Here is a 15806-nt window from a genome sequence, read left to right as displayed (position 1 = left end):
ACTCGCCGTGCCACCCGTCCCCCGCGTCGCGTGACCCGCGGTCCGGTCCGCGCGCAGGGGCTGTGGCGCGGAGGCTCGGAGGCTCGGGGCTCGGAGGCTCGGAGGCTCAGTGACTCCGTGCCCAGCGTTCGCCGAGCTCGGTGCCCGTCGGCGCGGTGGCGTCGAGGATCGAGGGCTCTGGCGTGCACAAGGCGTCGAGCTGCAGGCCGAGGTAGCGGCGCCGGAGGGCGACGGTCCGCTCGGGGTCGTCGACGCGTACGGCGGTCAGCTGCTCGAGCAGCATGGGGACGTCAGCTGCCTCGACGTCGCGGCGCAGGCGACCGGTGGCCTGCGCCCGCTGCACGAGAGTGTCGACGAGGTCGCCGCCGCGGACGGCGAGGTCGCGCAGCTCGACCGTCGACCGGAACGTGCCGGCCAGCCGGACGGTCAGGGCGTGGACGTCGGCCTCGACCACGTCGGCGAGGAAGGCCTCGAAGGCTGACCACGCGTCACGGTCGTCGGCGAGCGCCCGCTCGGCCAGCTCGACGAAACGGCGTAGCCCGTCGCCGCACACCCGCTGCAGCAGCTCGTCCCGGCCGGCATAGCGACGGTAGAGACCACCGACACCGACTCCGGCCGCCTGCGCGACCGCGGCCATCGAGGCCTCGGGGTCGCGCAGCAGCACCTCCCGCGCCGCCTCGACGATCGCAGCGTCGTTGCGCGCCGCCTCCGCCTGGCGACCGCGTCGCGGGCGGTCCCGTGCGGCGTCGGCGTCGGGCTCCCCTGGCGTGCGGCTCGGCATGGACCGACCGTACCACTTGAACGGAACGCACCATTCCGTTAATGTCTATACGGAACGAACCATTCCGATAGAGAGGCACCCCGATGGACACGACGCAGACCGCCTGGACGATCCTCGACGCGGCGCACGCGGCCCTGCGCGACACCGTGACCGCGGTGCGCACCGACGAGTGGGACGGCCCCACGCCGTGCTCCGACTGGACCGTGGCGCAGGTGCTCCAGCACGCAGCCGGCGACCAGCAGGCCTACGCCGCGATGCTCGGCGAGGGCGACTTCCCGGCATACGACCCCTTCTCCCCCACGGGCACGCTGGAGACGAGCGCGCTCGAGCTGCTCGACCCGCCGCTCACGGCATCCCGCCTTGCCTTCTCGCGCGTCGGCGCGGACGACCCCGCGGTCGCCGTGCCGCTCCCGCAGGCACGGCTGGTCGCTCCGGTCGCCGTGGGCGCGGCGGCGCTGGACGCAGCGGTGCACGCCTGGGACATCGCGGTCGCGACCGGCCAGCCGTCCCCCATGGACGCCGGGCTCGCCGCGCAGCTGAACGCCGTGGCTATCGAGATCGTCGAGCCCCTGCGCGGATTCGCCTATGCCGCAGCACTGCCCGGCGTCCAGGGTGATGCCGTCGACCGGCTGCTGCGCTACCTCGGACGAGACCCCAGCTGGTCCCCGACGCGCTGAGCCGCACCCGTCCGTCTCCGACCGTCCGCCCGGACGTGCCGGCCTGGGACGGACGTCACGCCACCGACTGCGCCGATCTCGTTGTGCCGAGGCAGGTCCGGGGGTTGTATCGAGGTATGAGCGCACCCCTGCCCACCGACCTCGACATCGCGAACGCGGCGACCCTGCGTCCGCTCGCCGACGTCGCCACCGACCTCGGCGTCACGTCCGACCACCTCGAGCCGTGGGGGCGTGACGTCGCGAAGATCGACCTCGCCGTCCTCGACGAGCCAACCCACCAGCCCGACGCGAAGTACGTCGTCGTCACCGCGATCACGCCGACGCCGCTCGGCGAGGGCAAGACGACGACCTCCGTCGGGCTCGCCCAGGCGCTGCAGCGGCTCGACAAGCGTGCCGTCGTCGCGCTGCGCCAGCCCTCGATGGGTCCGACGTTCGGGATCAAGGGCGGTGCGGCCGGCGGCGGCTACAGCCAGGTCGTCCCCATGGAGCGGCTCAACCTGCACCTGACGGGTGACTTCCACGCCGTCACGTCGGCCCACAACCTGCTCGCCGCGATGATCGACAACCACCTGCACCACGGCAACGCGCTCGGCCTCGACGTCCGCAACATCACGTGGCGCCGGGTGCTCGACGTCAACGACCGGGCCCTGCGCAACGTCGTCATCGGGCTCGGTGCACGTCAGGACGGCGTGGCCCGCGAGACGGGGTTCGACATCACGGCCGCGAGCGAGGTCATGGTGCTGCTCACCCTCGCGACCTCGCTGCGCGACCTGCGCGAGCGCCTCGGCCGGATCGTCGTCGGCTACACGACCGAGGGGAAGGGCGTCAGCGCCGAGGACCTGCACGCCGCCGGAGCGATGACGGCGATCCTCGCGGACGCCCTCAAGCCCAACCTGCTCCAGACGCTCGAGGGCGGGCCGGCCATCATCCACTGCGGGCCGTTCGGCAACATCGCGACGGGCACGTCGTCCGTCACGGCCGACCTCATCGCCATGCGCGGCAGCGACTACGCCATCACCGAGGCCGGCTTCGGGGCCGACATGGGAGCCGAGCGCTTCTTCGACGTCAAGTGCCGGGTCAGCGGGCTCAGGCCCGACGTCGCCGTGATCGTGGCGACGGTCCGCGCGCTCAAGACCCATTCGGGGAGGTATGCCGTCAAGGCCGGAAAGCCCCTGCCCGCGGGCCTGCTCAAGGAGAGTCCCAAGGACGTCGAGGCCGGGTTGGCCAACCTTCGCAAGCACGTCGAGATCGTGCGTCGCTTCGGCGTGCAGCCCGTCATCGCGATCAACGCGTTCCCCGACGACCACGACTCCGAGCACGCCGTCATCCGCCGCTTCTGCAACAGCCTCGGGGTCCGCTCAGCGGTGACCCGTCACGTCGCCGAGGGCGGGGCGGGAGCGCTGGAGCTCGCCCAGGTCGTCATCGAGGCCGCGCACGAGCCGACGAGCTTCGAGTTCCTCTATCCCCTCGACCTGCCGCTCGAGCAGAAGATCGAGGCCATCGCCACACAGATCTACGGCGCCGACGGGATCGACGTCAGCCCGGCGGCGGCCAAGGCGCTCAAGGACTACGAACGGCTCGGCTACGGCGGCCTGCCCGTGGTCATCGCCAAGACGCACCTGTCGATCTCGTCCGACCCCTCGCTGCGCGGAGCCCCACGCGGCTGGCGGATGCCGGTGCGCGAGGTCCGGGCGGCGGTCGGGGCGGGCTACGTCTACGCGATCTGCGGAGACATGCGGACCATGCCGGGCCTGCCGACCTCCCCCAACGCCGAACGCATCGACATCGACGAGAACGGTTCCGTCACCGGCCTGTCCTGACCCCGGTAGGCCTCCTCACGACCGCTCAGACCGCCACGGCACCGTCTCGTCGGAGCTCGGCCGAGCTCGTCACCGGTCAGTCCAGGGGCAGGCCGTCGACGCGACGGGCCATCGCGACGTCGTCGCGGTAGTCGGTGGCGGTGAGGCGGAGCCCGCGTGGCACCCGGCCCACCTCGGTCCAGCCCGACCGCTCGTAGAACTCCCCCAGACCGAGGCCGTCGCGGTAGTCGAGGCGCAGCAGCTCGACCCACGGCAGCTCGCGTCGGGCGATGCCGACCATGCCGCCGAGGAGGATGCGGCCGAGGTTGCGCCCCTGGGCGGCCGGGTCGACCATGAGCCGCTTCAGCCCGGCGACGTGGTCGTAGGGGAAGCCTCTCGAGTGCTCCCAGAAGCCGATGCCGAGCAAGGAACCGCCGGGCTCCCTGAGCACACAGAGCAGCGAGCGCCGCGCCCGGACGTCGTCGAGGTGCCCGTCGAGCGCGGCCGCCACGTCGTGCCGGGTCGCGCCGGGCAGGAAGCCGACGGAGCCACCGGCGTCGTTGACGCGCACCCAGAGGTCCACGACGGCCTCCCGGAACTCGGCGCCGACCGCCTCTCGAGGCACGGACGCGACCTTCGGCGCCTCGAAGTAGGGCATCGGCTCGCTGTCCGGCTCGCCCTTCATCCGCCGGGTGCCGACCTGGACGAGTCCCGCCGACACCGCCGTGCGCATCGACGCCGCATTGACGGCGTCGACCATCGCCGTCACGAGCGCGTCCGGGCGGTGCTCGACGCCCCACGCGACGACCGCGCGCGAGATCTCCCGCCCGAGACCTGCACCCAGGCGGTCGTGCGCGAGTCGGTAGTAGAGGTTGAGGCTCGAGGCGTCGGAGTCCTTGTGCCGCAAGCCTGCCCACCCGATGACCTCGCCGGTCGCGCGGTCGACGACGGCGGCATACCCCAGCTCGTCCCGCTCCCAGTCGGCGACGTCGTCCGCGAGACGCTCACGGCACCGCTCGGGGCTCGGCATGCTCGAGGGCGAGTGGGCATACGTGCGCGGGTCGCTGTGGAGGCGGACGTAGTCGTCGAGGTCGTCGGCCCGCGGACGGCGCAGGACGAGCCGCTCGGTCGTCAGCCAAGCTCCCCCGTCGTCGGCAGCAGCGGTCACGGCGCCTGTCGCTCGGGCGCGCGCGTCTCGCAGGCGGCCAGAGGCGCGCCGTCGCAGCAGGGCTCGATGTAGAGGCACTTCGGGCAGCGGTTGTGCGCCTGCTCGGCATACATCTGGGTGCCGCAGTAGGGGCACGGGATCTCGAGGGCCATGCTCCTCATCCTCCCCGACACCCCCGACGGCCGGGCACCGACATGCCGAAGGGCCCGGTGAGGGGCCCTTCGGCGGTGTCCGTCAGCTGGCGACGACGGCGTAGGCCGCGAGGTCGGGCTCCATGCTGGGCGTGACCTTCGCGCGCAGCCGGGTCCCTTCGGCCACGTGCTCGCTCTCGAGGATCTCGCCCTCCTCGTGGAGGCGCGAGATGAGGTCGCCGCGCTCGTAGGGCACGAGCACCTCGACCTCGATGTCGGGCTTGGGCAGCTCGTGGTCGATGAGCGCGCGCAGCTCGTCGAGCCCGGCGCCGGTGCGCGCCGACACCGTGATGCAGTGCTTCTCGTGGCGGCGCAGCCGGTCGAGCACCTCCGGGTCGGCGATGTCGGCCTTGTTGACGACGATGATCTCCTTGATCTGGTCGCCTCCGACGTCCGCGAGCACCTCGCGCACGGCCGAGATCTGGCCCTCGGGGTCGGGGTGCGAGCCGTCGACGACGTGCAGGAGCAGGTCGGAGTCGCCGACCTCCTCGAGCGTCGAGCGGAACGCCTCGACGAGCTGGTGGGGCAGGCTGCGCACGAAGCCGACCGTGTCGGCGAGCGTGTAGACGCGACCGTCCTCGGTCTCGGTGCGGCGCACCGTCGGGTCGAGGGTCGCGAAGAGCTGGTTCTCGACGAGGACGCCGGCGCCGGTGAGGCGGTTGAGCAGCGAGCTCTTGCCGGCGTTGGTGTAGCCGGCGATCGCGACGGACGGGACGCCGCCGGCGCGGCGCGAGTGGCGACGGGTGTCTCGGCTCGTCTTCATGCCCTTGATGTCGCGGCGCAGCTTGGCGATCTTCGTGTTGATGCGACGGCGGTCGAGCTCGATCTTCGTCTCACCGGGTCCACGTGAGCCGATGCCCTCACCGCCGGCGACCCGGCCACCGGCCTGACGGGACATCGACTCGCCCCAGCCACGCAGGCGCGGCAGGAGGTACTGGAGCTGGGCCAGCTCGACCTGGGCGCGGCCCTCACGGCTCTTGGCGTGCTGGGCGAAGATGTCGAGGATGAGCGCCGTGCGGTCGATGACCTTGACCTTGACGACGTCCTCGAGGGCGCGCCGCTGGCTGGGCGCCAGCTCGCCGTCGCAGATGACCGTGTCGGCGCCCTCCTCGACGACGATGTCGCGCAGCTCGATCGCCTTGCCCTTGCCGAGCCAGGTCGCCGGGTCGGGCTTCTGACGACGCTGGACGACGCCCTCGAGCACGGTGGAGCCGGCGGTCTCGGCGAGCGCCGCGAGCTCACGGATGGAGTTCTCGGCGTCGTCGGCGGTGCCCTCGGTCCAGACACCGGCCAGCACGACCCGCTCGAGGCGCAGCTGGCGGTACTCGACCTCGGTGATGTCCTCGAGCTCGGTCGAGAGGCCCTGGACGCGGCGGAGCGCGGCGCGCTCCTCACGGTCGAGCTGGTCGCCGTCGTAGAGCGGGTATGCCGTCTCGTCGGTCTCGTGGAGCTCCTCGGCCAGCGCGTCGGCGCGGGTGGCGAAGAGGGTGCGCTCCCGCTGCACGGCGCGGTCGGTGTCGCTGGGGTGGTTCGTGTGGTTGCTCGTCATGTTCTCCCTATGGTCCCACCCCTAGAACGCCACGAGCCACTCGTTTGTGCCCGAACCGGCGTGCAGGGCACGGCGGGTTGGGTGCCGCGGACGACGGGCCGGGGCCGATACGGTGACCGTGATGAGCGAGCCGACCGACCACTACTTCACCGCCGAGCCGGCCACCCCGGAGGAGCGTCGCACCATCGAGGTCACCCTCGACGGGCACCGGTACACGCTGACGACGGCCCGCGGCGTCTACTCCCCCGACCGCCTCGACCCGGGCACGGCCGTGCTGCTCCAGGGCGCTCCCGACCCGAGCCCGACCGGCGACCTGCTCGACGTCGGCTGCGGCTGGGGCCCGATCTCCCTGACCCTCGCGCTCCGCTCCCCCGGCTCCAGGGTCTGGGGTGTCGACGTCAACCGCCGGTCGCTCGACCTGGCGCGGACCAACGCCGCGGCGGTGGGGGTCGACAACACGACCTTCTGCGAGCCGGACGACGTGCCCGACGACGTGCGCTTCACGACGATCTGGTCCAACCCGCCGATCCACGTCGGCAAGGCCGCCCTCCACGCCCTGCTCGAGCGGTGGCTCCCACGCCTGGCCGACGACGGCGTCGCGCACCTCGTCGTCCAGAAGCACCTCGGCTCCGACTCGCTCCAGCGGTGGATCACCGAGCAGGACTGGGGCCTCAGGTGCACCCGCCTGTCGTCCGCCAAGGCGTTCCGGATCCTCGAGGTGCGCCGTTCCTGACATGGACGGGGCCGTCGACGACGCGCGTGCCCTCGTGGCGCACTGGTTCCCCGAGGCGCGGGCTGCGTGGCTCGGCGGGAGCGTCGTCCTCGGCTCCGCCACCCCGGGCTCCGACCTCGACGTGACCGTGCTCCTGCCCGGGCCACCAGCGCCGTACCGCGATGCGCGGCACTTCCGCGACTGGCCGGTCGAGCTCTTCGTGCACACCGAGACGTCGCTCGGCCACTACGTGCGGCGCGACGTCGCCGGCGGGCGGCCCACCATGGTGCGGCTGCTCGGACGCTCGGTCGTCCTCCTCGACAGCGACGGGTCCGGTGCCCAGTGGCAGCGGACGGCGCAGCAGCTGCTCGCCGCGGGACCTCCCCGACTCACCGGCGACGACCTCGCCACGATGAGGTATGCCGTCACCGACCTGCTCGACGACGTGACCCACGCGCACGACGCCCACGAGCGACTCGTCTGCGCCGTGCTGCTCGCCGACGAGGCCGCCCACCTGCTCCTGCACGGATCGGCTCACTGGTGGGGCCGCGGCAAGTGGGTGGCGCGCGAGCTGGCCGACCTGGACGAGCGCGAGAACACCTCTTGGCGGGAGAGGCACGAGAAGGCGCTCGTCACGGCGGCTGCCGGCGACGTGTCGCTGCTGCTCGCCTTCGCCGACGACGTGCTGGCCCGCCATGGCGGTCCCCTGTTCGAGGGCTTCAGGCTCTCCGGCACCGACCCTGCTGCGCCACCGGCTCCCGGTTCGACCTGATCCCGAGCCCCGGGTGGCTGCCGCCACCACCCGAACGGGAGCCGACGGTCGTCAGAGCGGGAAGTCCCCGTCGGCGACGAGCACCGCGGGTCCTGCGAGCTCGACCCGCTGGCCGGCCAGGGGCGTGACGGTGAGGCGCCCACCCGGCACGTCGACCGTCCACGGGCTCAGGTCCTCCACCCCGGACCAGAAGCGCGTCGCAAGGGCGGCCGCAGCAGCGCCCGTGCCGCACGACCGGGTCTCGCCGACCCCACGCTCGTGGACGCGCATGGCGATGTGACCGGGTCCGACGGCCCGGACGAACTCGACGTTGGACCCGTCGGCCGGCTCCGGATGCAGCTCGGGCGCCTCACCGAGGTCGAGGTTCTCGAGGGCGATGCCCTCGGGCAGCATGACGACCGCGTGCGGGTTGCCGAGGTCGAGGGTCAGCGCCGGCACGGGCTTGCCGTGGCGCGGCTTCACCATGACGTCGAAGCCGTCGCGGCGGGCACCCTCCTCGTCGCCGAGACGCCACGGACCAAGGTCGACGGCATACCCCTGCTCGACGACGCGCACCGTCTTGACACCGGCACGCGTGGCGATGCTGAACGTCGAGCCGAAGGCGAGCCCCTCCCGGCGGAGGTACTCGGCGAAGACGCGCGTGCCGTTGCCGCACATCTCCGCCAGCGAACCGTCGGCGTTGCGGTAGTCCATGAACCACTCGGCCTCGCGCGACTGGGCGCGGACGGCCTCGTCGGTCGACAGCGCCGTGCGCACGACCCTGATGACGCCGTCGGCCCCGAGGCCGGCGTGCCGGTCGGCGATACGCTGCACCTGGGCGGGGGTGAGCTCGAGCGAGCCCTCGAGGTCGGGGACGAGGACGAAGTCGTTCTCGGTGCCGTGGCCCTTGGTGAAGCGCGTCATGTCAGTCATTCTCCGGTATGCCGTCGCGCACCCGCGCATCCGCCTCACGAACCGCCGCGAGGGCCCGGTCGAGCAGGTCCGGGTCGGTGGCATCGAGCCACACGATTCGGGGGTCGGGCCGGAACCACGACTCCTGCCGGCGGGCGTAGCGGCGCGTCGCCTGGGCCGTGTCGCTGCGCGCCGTGGCCTCGTCGAGGGCGCCGTCGACGACGGCGATGGCCTGGCTGTAGCCGATGGCCCGACTCGCGGTGACGCCGTCGCGCAGACCCACGGCGAGCAGGGCCTCGGTCTCATCACGCAGCCCCGCCTCCCACATGCGCTCGACACGCCGCTCGATGCGTTCCACGAGGACGTCACGGTCGACGCGGAGGCCCAGGACCACTGCCGGAGAGACGAACTCACGCGTGGGCATCGACGCACTGAACGGGCGGCCGGTGAGCTCGATGACCTCGAGGGCCCGGATGACCCGTCGGCGGTTGCCGGGCAGGATCGCGGCGGCGGCCCGTGGGTCGAGAGCTAGCAGCCGCGCGTGCATCGCGTCACCACCGACCACCTCGGCCTCGGCCTCGAGGCGCCCGCGCACGGCGGCGTCGGTGGGCGGGATCTCGAGCCGGTCGAGGGCGGCTCGGACGTAGAGCCCCGAACCGCCGACGAGGAGCGGCCGGTGGCCCCGCCCGCGGATCGCGGCGATGTCGACGCGGGCCGCCGCCTGGTAGCCGGCGACGCTGGCCTCCTCGGTCACGTCGAGGACGTCGAGCTGGTGGTGGGCGATGCCGCGCCGCTCGGCGGCGGGGAGCTTGGCCGTGCCGATGTCCATGCCGCGGTAGAACTGCATGGCGTCGGCGTTGACGATCTCACCACCGAGCCGCGCGGCGAGGTCGAGGGCCAGGTCGGACTTGCCCGTCGCCGTCGGCCCGACGACCGCGACCACGGGCGCACCGAGCGTCGGCGCGTTCTCGGGCGTCACGGCGTACGGGACCGGAGGCCGGGCGGGTCCGTCACGAGGGGCGCGCGCTCAGCCGATGAGGTCGTCGGCGTACTCGTCGACCTCGTCCTCGTCGTGACCGAAGGGGTCCTTGTCGACGCCCGGGTGCCACGAGCTGCCGGGCTTGCCCCACCCGTTGCGCTTGACGGCCTTGCGGGCCTTCTTGGACTGGCGGTCGTCGAGACGGTCGACGTAGAGCGTGCCGTTGAGGTGGTCGTACTCGTGCTGCATGCACCGGGCGAACCAGCCGGAGGCGTCGAACTCGACGCGGTTGCCGTCGATGTCGTAACCGATGACGTGGGCGCGGTCGGCGCGCTTGAGCGGGAAGGCCTCACCGGGCACGGAGAGGCAGCCCTCGGTCTCCTCGTCGGGGTTCGGGCGCTCCTGCGGGATCTTCGAGGTGGTCACCGTCGGGTTGATGACGTGTCCCTGCTCCGGGACGCCGTCCTCGTTGGCCATCTTCCAGATGAACACCCGCAGCCCGACGCCGATCTGGGGGGCCGCGAGCCCGACGCCGTTGGCCGCGACGTTCGTCTCGTACATGTCCTCGACGAGGGTGCGCAGCTCGTCGTCGAAGTCCGTGACGAGGGCGGCGGCCCGGTGCAGGACGGGCTCACCGGTGATGACGATGGGGCGCACACTCATGCACCAAGTCAAGCACGTGGGGACGCGCTGACCCGAATCGGCTCAGACGACAGAGCAGCCCGACGCCACCGGGGTGACGGCCGGTCGACCGATGGACGGCATGCCGAGGCTCACGGCCGGCTTGCCCGTGCCTTGCGGCGCGTCCTGGAGCGCCGCCCAGGCGTCACCCCCGGGGGTGCGCCGGACGGCATACGTCCCGCCCTCGAGGCCCGAGTCGGCCACGAGGTGGTGCGGCGCGCCGTACGTGACCTTCACGGTGACCATGTCGCCGGGGCGGGGCACCTCAGCGCCCTCGGGAACGGCGAAGTGGACGAGCCGGTTGTCGCGGGCCCGCCCTGACAGCCGCTTCGTCTCGACGTCCTTGCGACCCTCCGACGGCGCGACGAGCACCTCGACCTCACGGCCCTCGACGGCGCGGTTGCCGGCCCAGCTGACCTCCTCCTGCAGGGCGATGAGTCGCTCGAAGCGCTCCTGCACGACGGCCTTGGGGACCTGGTCATCCATCGTCGCAGCGGGGGTGCCGGGCCGGATGGAGTACTGGAAGGTGAAGGCGCTGGAGAAGCGTGACTCGCGGACGACGTCGAGCGTGCCCTGGAAGTCCTCCTCGCTCTCGCCGGGGAAGCCGACGATGATGTCGGTCGTGATCGCCGCGTCCGGGATGTGCTGGCGGACGGTCTCGATGATCCCGAGGAACTTCGTGCTCCGGTAGGAGCGGCGCATGTCCTTGAGCACCTTGTCCGAGCCGGACTGGAGCGGCATGTGCAGGCTGGGCATCACGTTGGGCGTCTCGGCCATCGCGAGGATGACGTCCTCGGTGAAAGCAGCCGGGTGCGGGCTCGTGAAGCGGACGCGCTCGAGGCCCTCGATCTCGCCGCAGGCGCGCAGCAGCTTGCCGAAGGCGAGGCGGTCGCCGAACTCCACGCCGTAGGTGTTGACGTTCTGGCCGAGCAGGGTCACCTCGACGACGCCCTGGGCCACCAGCGCCTCGATCTCGGCGAGGATCTCGCCGGGGCGACGGTCCTGCTCCTTGCCGCGCAGGCTCGGCACGATGCAGAAGGTGCACGTGTTGTTGCAGCCGACCGAGATGGAGACCCAGGCGCTGTAGGCCGAGTCCCGACGGGTCGGCAGGGTCGAGGGGAAGACCTCGAGGCTCTCGAGGATCTCGACCTCGGCGCGCTTGTTGTGGGCCGCCCGGTCGAGCAGGGCGGGCAACGAGCCGATGTTGTGGGTGCCGAAGACGACGTCGACCCACGGTGCGCGCTGGACGATGGTGCTGCGGTCCTTCTGGGCCATGCAGCCGCCGACCGCGATCTGCATGTCGGGGTTCTTCTGCTTTGCCGGGCGCAGCTGACCGAGGTTGCCGTACAGCTTGTTGTCGGCGTTCTCGCGCACGGCGCACGTGTTGAAGACGACGACGTCGGCGACCTCCGGCCGCTCCCCCGTCGGCAGGCTCGCGAGGTCGACGTAGCCCGCCGTCTCGAGCAGCCCCGCGAGTCGCTCGCTGTCGTGGACGTTCATCTGGCACCCGTGGGTGCGGACGTCGTAGGTGCGGGGCGAGCCGGCGGGCGCGGTCGTGGCGGCCTCGGGCGTGGGCGCGAAGTTCTGCATTGTCATGGCACCGACAAGGGTACGTCGTGCAGCGCGCTCCCACGGCCGGGCGCCGTCGACGCTCTGGTCCGGCCTCGATCCCAGCGCGCGAGACGAAGGAATAGGGGCGACGGTGGACCTGTTGACCCCATTGCTTGACAGTTCAACAACTTGGGTGCATCATAGTTGTTGAAGATTCAATAACCTACTCCGAAGGACAAATCATGGGCCTGTTCAACCGCACCAAGGACGAGACCGTCTCCGAGACCCCCTCGGTCGCTGTCGAGAACATCTCCGGCGACTACACCATCGACCCGAGCCACACGCGCATCGGCTTCTCCGCACGCCACGCGATGGTCACGAAGGTCCGCGGCCACTTCGACGAGTTCGAGGGCTCGGCCCACGTCGACACCGTGACGCCGGCGAACTCCTCGGTCACGGTGACGATCCAGGCCGCCAGCGTCACCACGGGCAACGAGCAGCGCGACGGTCACCTCAAGACCCCCGACTTCTTCGACATCGCCACCTACCCGCAGATCACGTTCGTCTCGACGAACGTCGAGCGCGACGGCGCCGAGTGGGACATCACCGGCGACCTGACCATCAACGGTGTCACCAAGTCCGTGACGATCCCCTTCGAGGAGACCGGCTCGGCCAAGGACCCGTTCGGCAACACGCGCGTCGGCTTCGAGGGTGACGTCACCATCGACCGCACCGAGTGGAACCTCTCCTTCAACGCGGCCCTCGAGACCGGTGGCGTTCTCGTCAGCGAGAAGGTCAAGCTCGAGTTCGACGTCTCCGCGATCGCCAACGTGCCCGCCGAGGTCTGAGCAGCACCGCACCACAGCACACCCAAGGGGGTGAGGACCACACGGTCCTCACCCCCTCGTGGTGTCCGGAGGGCATGCCGTGAGCACCGCGACGCTCCTCAGTCACGACGGTGCTCGGGCAGCCCGTCGACCGCGTCGCGGATGATCGGCCACGCGACCTCCCCCGAGTAGCCCTTGCGAGCGAGCAGCCCGGCCAGACGTCGGGTCTGGACCTCGGGAGCCAACCCGCGCATCGAGCGCAGCTTCTTGGCCACGAGCTGCTCGGCCCGAAGCCTCTCGTCCCCGGCACCCACCTGACCGAGCGCCTCGTCGGCGATCTCCTGGTCGATGCCCTGCTTGCGCAGCTCGTGCGCGAGCGCGCGCCGGGCCAGGCCCTTGTCCGACTGCTTCGAGCGGACGAGCATCTGGGCGTACGCCTCGTCGTCGATGAGACCGACCTCGGCCATCCGGTCGAGGACCTTTGCCGCCACGTCGTCCTCGCAGCCGCGCTGGCGCAGCTTCTTCTCGAGCTGGGCACGGCTGCGCGGCGCCATGCTCAGCTGTCGCAGGACGATCGCGCGTGCCACCGACTCGGCATCGGCCTCGGGCACGGCCGTCTCGACGTCCTCCGGCGGGGGCGCCCAGTCGGGTCGCTCCCCCACGTCAGCGGAACCCCAGCCGGAGCGCGGCTTGGCAGACCGGCGCCCCTGACGGCCGGAGCCGCTGGCACCGCCCGACCGGCCCGAACGCCCGCCGCCGCGGGACCCTCCCGACGGGCTCGACCCGTCGGATCGGGCCATGCGTGTGCTCGCGGGCCGCCCGCTCTCATGCCCGGTCGGCTCGGCGCGGACGGGCACGGACCACGGAAGTACGGACCGGCTCGCACCGGCCTCGGCCGCCGACTCCCCCGAACCTGCATCCGAGCCTTCCGCCGACGCACCGCCGGCTCGCACCCCGGCCACCCCCTCGGCCTCAGCCAGGGCGGCCGCGGCGCGAGCCAGACGGTCCCGTGCGGTCTCCTGTTCGGAGAGACCCATGATCAGAAGTCGACAGGCACGTCCGAGACCTCGGCGGGCTGGTCGACGCGCGGCCCGACGCCGAGCTTCTCCTTGACCTTCTTCTCGATCTCGTCGGCGAGGTCGGGGTTGTCCTTGAGGAAGTTGCGGGCGTTCTCCTTGCCCTGGCCGAGCTGGTCGCCGTCATAGGTGTACCAGGCACCGGCCTTGCGGACGAAGCCGTGCTCGACGCCCATGTCGATGAGGCCGCCCTCACGCGAGATGCCGTGGCCGTAGAGGATGTCGAACTCGGCCTGCTTGAACGGCGGGGAGACCTTGTTCTTGACGACCTTGACGCGGGTGCGGTTGCCGACCGGCTCGGTGCCGTCCTTGAGGGTCTCGATGCGACGCACGTCGAGGCGGACCGAGGCGTAGAACTTCAGCGCCTTGCCACCGGTCGTCGTCTCGGGCGAGCCGAACATGACGCCGATCTTCTCGCGGAGCTGGTTGATGAAGATCGCCGTGGTGCCGGTGTTGTTGAGGGCGCCGGTGAGCTTGCGCAGCGCCTGGCTCATGAGTCGCGCCTGCAGGCCCACGTGGCTGTCGCCCATCTCACCCTCGATCTCGGCGCGCGGCACGAGGGCCGCCACGGAGTCGATGACGATGATGTCGATGGCACCCGAGCGGATCAGCATGTCGGCGATCTCGAGCGCCTGCTCGCCCGTGTCGGGCTGCGACACGAGCAGGGCGTCGGTGTCGACACCGAGCTTCTTCGCGTAGTCCGGGTCGAGCGCGTGCTCGGCGTCGATGAACGCCGCGATGCCACCGGCCTTCTGCGCGTTGGCGACCGCGTGGAGCGCGACGGTCGTCTTGCCCGAGGACTCCGGGCCGTAGATCTCGACGACGCGTCCGCGCGGCAGACCGCCGATGCCGAGAGCGACGTCGAGGGCGATCGATCCGGTGGGGATCACCTCGATGGGCGGACGGATGTCGTCGCCGAGGCGCATCACCGCACCCTTGCCGTAGCTCTTCTCGATCTGGCCCATCACCGAGGAGAGGGCCTTGTCCTTGTCCTTTTCCTGCACCGAAGCCATGTCGGTCACCTATCTGCCGTCTGCGTTGCGGTCGTCTACCTTCGACCCGGGCCACGGCCTCGTGCTGCGAGGTCCGCTGTCGGGTCAGACGCTAGGTGCCGGCGCCGACATCGGGAGGATCCACGAGACGGCCTGTGGACGATGCGGGTGGTGGCGCAGGACCTGTGGAGAACACTACCGAACAGGTGTTCGAAGTCCGTACGACACGCCGATCCCGGGTCAGCGTGTCGCTCTCAGCCGCGTCAGCGCCCGGTCGAACGCGGCGTAGGCCGTGTCGGAGAAGAGCCAGAACCGCGCCTCGCGCACCCCGCCGTGCACCGTGAGCGCTCCCGCCAGCGCCTCGAGCGACACCACCGCCGCCGCGTCGAGCGGGTAGCCGTAGACCCCGCACGACACGGCGGGGAAGGCGAGCACCGCGCAGCCGGCGGCGTCGGCGACCTCGACCGACCGCACGTAGCAGCTCGCCAGGAGCTCCGGCTCACCGTCACCTCCCCCGCGCCAGACCGGGCCGACCGTGTGGATGACGTGCCGCACGGGCAGCCGACCGGCGCCGGTGATCTTCGCGTCGCCGGTGTCGCACCCGCCGAGCAGCCGGCACTCGGCGAGCAGAGCCGGCCCCGCTGCCCGGTGGATCGCCCCGTCGACACCGCCGCCGCCCAGCAGGGACCGGTTCGCGGCATTGACGATGGCGTCGGCCGAGGCGTCGCTCGTGATGTCGCCGTGCCGCAGCGTGATCCGCGACAGACCGGGGTCGAGCGACGCCGGCATCAGCGACCGGCCTGACCGCCCTGGGCTCCCCGGGCGACACGGGTGTCACGTCCGAGACGTCGCTCCGGTGGCACGTCCATGTCGACGCACAGCGCTTCCCACACCGCACGCGGCGCCTCGCCATCGGCGAGGGCCTGCACGACGGTGCGGTTGCCGAGCGCACCCAGCACGTGGTCACGGGCGAGCGACCCGGCATACGCCGCGCCGAACTCGTCGTCCATCAAGGTCCAGAAGTGGCTGATCCGCACCACTGCAGTGTGCCACCCGGAGCACCGGAACCGTTCCGCGCGAATCCGTCGTCGGAGCGTTATCGCAACCGGCCGCGGACGTCCGGCGCTGCCGGTATCGTCCTCTCGTCCCGCGCGCAACCG

17 protein-coding genes are annotated in these 15806 nt (G+C 71.6%); 5 read left to right on the top strand and 12 right to left on the bottom strand.

The features are described from left to right. Window positions 1-106 precede the first annotated feature (106 nt). A complete protein-coding gene (locus AC1DW8_RS12700) occupies window positions 107-781 on the bottom strand; it encodes a TetR family transcriptional regulator (protein WP_478094406.1) in 675 nt (224 codons plus the stop codon). An 83-nt stretch (window positions 782-864) separates the two neighbouring features. Between AC1DW8_RS12700 and AC1DW8_RS12695 the strand changes: the two genes are divergently transcribed. Together AC1DW8_RS12695 and AC1DW8_RS12690 are read left to right on the top strand one after the other, a co-directional pair. Continuing rightward, on the top strand, window positions 865-1458 hold the full coding sequence (locus AC1DW8_RS12695; RefSeq protein WP_478094404.1) for a TIGR03086 family metal-binding protein: 594 nt from the start codon (window positions 865-867) through the stop codon (window positions 1456-1458). 116 nt (window positions 1459-1574) lie between these two features. After that, entirely contained in the window at window positions 1575-3278 is a 1704-nt protein-coding gene (locus AC1DW8_RS12690) for a formate--tetrahydrofolate ligase (RefSeq protein WP_478094402.1), read from the top strand. Between the two features lie 76 nt (window positions 3279-3354). Here the strand turns inward: AC1DW8_RS12690 and AC1DW8_RS12685 are convergent, their stop codons facing one another. From AC1DW8_RS12685 to hflX, 3 genes are all read right to left on the bottom strand, one after another. Further along, window positions 3355-4425, bottom strand: coding sequence for a GNAT family N-acetyltransferase (locus tag AC1DW8_RS12685; RefSeq protein ID WP_478094400.1), 1071 nt, complete (start codon window positions 4423-4425; stop codon window positions 3355-3357). Next, on the bottom strand, window positions 4422-4577 hold the full coding sequence (locus AC1DW8_RS12680) for a hypothetical protein (RefSeq protein WP_020142601.1): 156 nt from the start codon (window positions 4575-4577) through the stop codon (window positions 4422-4424). Before AC1DW8_RS12680 ends, AC1DW8_RS12685 begins: the two co-directional genes overlap by 4 nt. A gap of 82 nt (window positions 4578-4659) precedes the next feature. After that, complete coding sequence (hflX, locus tag AC1DW8_RS12675) at window positions 4660-6165, bottom strand: GTPase HflX (RefSeq protein WP_478094398.1); 1506 nt, start codon at window positions 6163-6165, stop codon at window positions 4660-4662. Window positions 6166-6286: 121 nt separating this feature from the next. Between hflX and AC1DW8_RS12670 the strand changes: the two genes are divergently transcribed. Further along, complete coding sequence (locus tag AC1DW8_RS12670) at window positions 6287-6898, top strand: class I SAM-dependent methyltransferase (RefSeq protein ID WP_056780187.1); 612 nt, start codon at window positions 6287-6289, stop codon at window positions 6896-6898. 1 nt (window position 6899) lies between these two features. After that, a complete protein-coding gene (locus tag AC1DW8_RS12665) occupies window positions 6900-7649 on the top strand; it encodes a nucleotidyltransferase domain-containing protein (protein ID WP_478094395.1) in 750 nt (249 codons plus the stop codon). A 51-nt stretch (window positions 7650-7700) separates the two neighbouring features. Here the strand turns inward: AC1DW8_RS12665 and dapF are convergent, their stop codons facing one another. Genes dapF through miaB form a run of 4 tightly spaced genes read right to left on the bottom strand, consistent with a single transcriptional unit; the run spans window position 7701 to window position 11790 of the window. Continuing rightward, window positions 7701-8552 (bottom strand): diaminopimelate epimerase, encoded by an 852-nt coding sequence (dapF, locus tag AC1DW8_RS12660; RefSeq protein WP_056780194.1) that lies wholly within the window; start codon window positions 8550-8552, stop codon window positions 7701-7703. A 1-nt stretch (window position 8553) separates the two neighbouring features. Continuing rightward, a complete protein-coding gene (gene miaA / locus AC1DW8_RS12655) occupies window positions 8554-9519 on the bottom strand; it encodes a tRNA (adenosine(37)-N6)-dimethylallyltransferase MiaA (protein WP_478094393.1) in 966 nt (321 codons plus the stop codon). Between the two features lie 48 nt (window positions 9520-9567). Continuing rightward, complete coding sequence (def, locus tag AC1DW8_RS12650) at window positions 9568-10182, bottom strand: peptide deformylase (RefSeq protein ID WP_478094391.1); 615 nt, start codon at window positions 10180-10182, stop codon at window positions 9568-9570. A 42-nt stretch (window positions 10183-10224) separates the two neighbouring features. Further along, window positions 10225-11790: a tRNA (N6-isopentenyl adenosine(37)-C2)-methylthiotransferase MiaB gene (gene miaB, locus AC1DW8_RS12645; protein ID WP_478094942.1), complete on the bottom strand. Its 1566-nt coding sequence runs from the start codon at window positions 11788-11790 to the stop codon at window positions 10225-10227. A 203-nt stretch (window positions 11791-11993) separates the two neighbouring features. Here miaB and AC1DW8_RS12640 point away from each other — a divergent pair, with 203 nt between their 5' ends. After that, window positions 11994-12599, top strand: a complete 606-nt coding sequence (locus AC1DW8_RS12640; RefSeq protein ID WP_056780206.1) for a YceI family protein — start codon at window positions 11994-11996, stop codon at window positions 12597-12599. 98 nt (window positions 12600-12697) lie between these two features. Here AC1DW8_RS12640 and AC1DW8_RS12635 read toward each other — a convergent pair whose 3' ends face one another. From AC1DW8_RS12635 to AC1DW8_RS12620, 4 genes are all read right to left on the bottom strand, one after another. Further along, on the bottom strand, window positions 12698-13240 hold the full coding sequence (locus AC1DW8_RS12635; RefSeq protein ID WP_056780209.1) for a regulatory protein RecX: 543 nt from the start codon (window positions 13238-13240) through the stop codon (window positions 12698-12700). A 377-nt stretch (window positions 13241-13617) separates the two neighbouring features. After that, window positions 13618-14667, bottom strand: a complete 1050-nt coding sequence (recA, locus tag AC1DW8_RS12630; RefSeq protein WP_028785358.1) for a recombinase RecA — start codon at window positions 14665-14667, stop codon at window positions 13618-13620. Between the two features lie 219 nt (window positions 14668-14886). Next, entirely contained in the window at window positions 14887-15435 is a 549-nt protein-coding gene (locus AC1DW8_RS12625; RefSeq protein WP_056824853.1) for an O-acetyl-ADP-ribose deacetylase, read from the bottom strand. After that, complete coding sequence (locus tag AC1DW8_RS12620) at window positions 15435-15683, bottom strand: DUF3046 domain-containing protein (protein WP_082620036.1); 249 nt, start codon at window positions 15681-15683, stop codon at window positions 15435-15437. The genes AC1DW8_RS12625 and AC1DW8_RS12620 overlap by 1 nt, the downstream gene beginning before the upstream one ends. Between the last annotated feature and the right edge of the window lie 123 nt (window positions 15684-15806).

The sequence above is a fragment of the Terrabacter sp. P2_E3 genome, assembly GCF_056403915.1.
The sequence above is the reverse complement of the archived record's forward strand: the minus strand, read 5'-3'. Positions and strand labels throughout refer to the sequence as shown.

Excerpts from the sequence above, each read along its gene's own strand:
- AC1DW8_RS12665 (WP_478094395.1), top strand. The coding sequence starts at position 6,900 with ATGGACGGGGCCGTCGACGACGCGCGTGCCCTCGTGGCGCACTGGTTC.
- recA (WP_028785358.1), bottom strand. The coding sequence starts at position 14,667 with ATGGCTTCGGTGCAGGAAAAGGACAAGGACAAGGCCCTCTCCTCGGTG.
- AC1DW8_RS12640 (WP_056780206.1), top strand. The coding sequence starts at position 11,994 with ATGGGCCTGTTCAACCGCACCAAGGACGAGACCGTCTCCGAGACCCCC.
- AC1DW8_RS12680 (WP_020142601.1), bottom strand. The coding sequence starts at position 4,577 with ATGGCCCTCGAGATCCCGTGCCCCTACTGCGGCACCCAGATGTATGCC.
- hflX (WP_478094398.1), bottom strand. The coding sequence starts at position 6,165 with ATGACGAGCAACCACACGAACCACCCCAGCGACACCGACCGCGCCGTG.
- def (WP_478094391.1), bottom strand. The coding sequence starts at position 10,182 with ATGAGTGTGCGCCCCATCGTCATCACCGGTGAGCCCGTCCTGCACCGG.
- AC1DW8_RS12690 (WP_478094402.1), top strand. The coding sequence starts at position 1,575 with ATGAGCGCACCCCTGCCCACCGACCTCGACATCGCGAACGCGGCGACC.
- AC1DW8_RS12695 (WP_478094404.1), top strand. The coding sequence starts at position 865 with ATGGACACGACGCAGACCGCCTGGACGATCCTCGACGCGGCGCACGCG.
- dapF (WP_056780194.1), bottom strand. The coding sequence starts at position 8,552 with ATGACGCGCTTCACCAAGGGCCACGGCACCGAGAACGACTTCGTCCTC.
- AC1DW8_RS12625 (WP_056824853.1), bottom strand. The coding sequence starts at position 15,435 with ATGCCGGCGTCGCTCGACCCCGGTCTGTCGCGGATCACGCTGCGGCAC.
- miaB (WP_478094942.1), bottom strand. The coding sequence starts at position 11,790 with ATGCAGAACTTCGCGCCCACGCCCGAGGCCGCCACGACCGCGCCCGCC.
- AC1DW8_RS12670 (WP_056780187.1), top strand. The coding sequence starts at position 6,287 with ATGAGCGAGCCGACCGACCACTACTTCACCGCCGAGCCGGCCACCCCG.
- AC1DW8_RS12700 (WP_478094406.1), bottom strand. The coding sequence starts at position 781 with ATGCCGAGCCGCACGCCAGGGGAGCCCGACGCCGACGCCGCACGGGAC.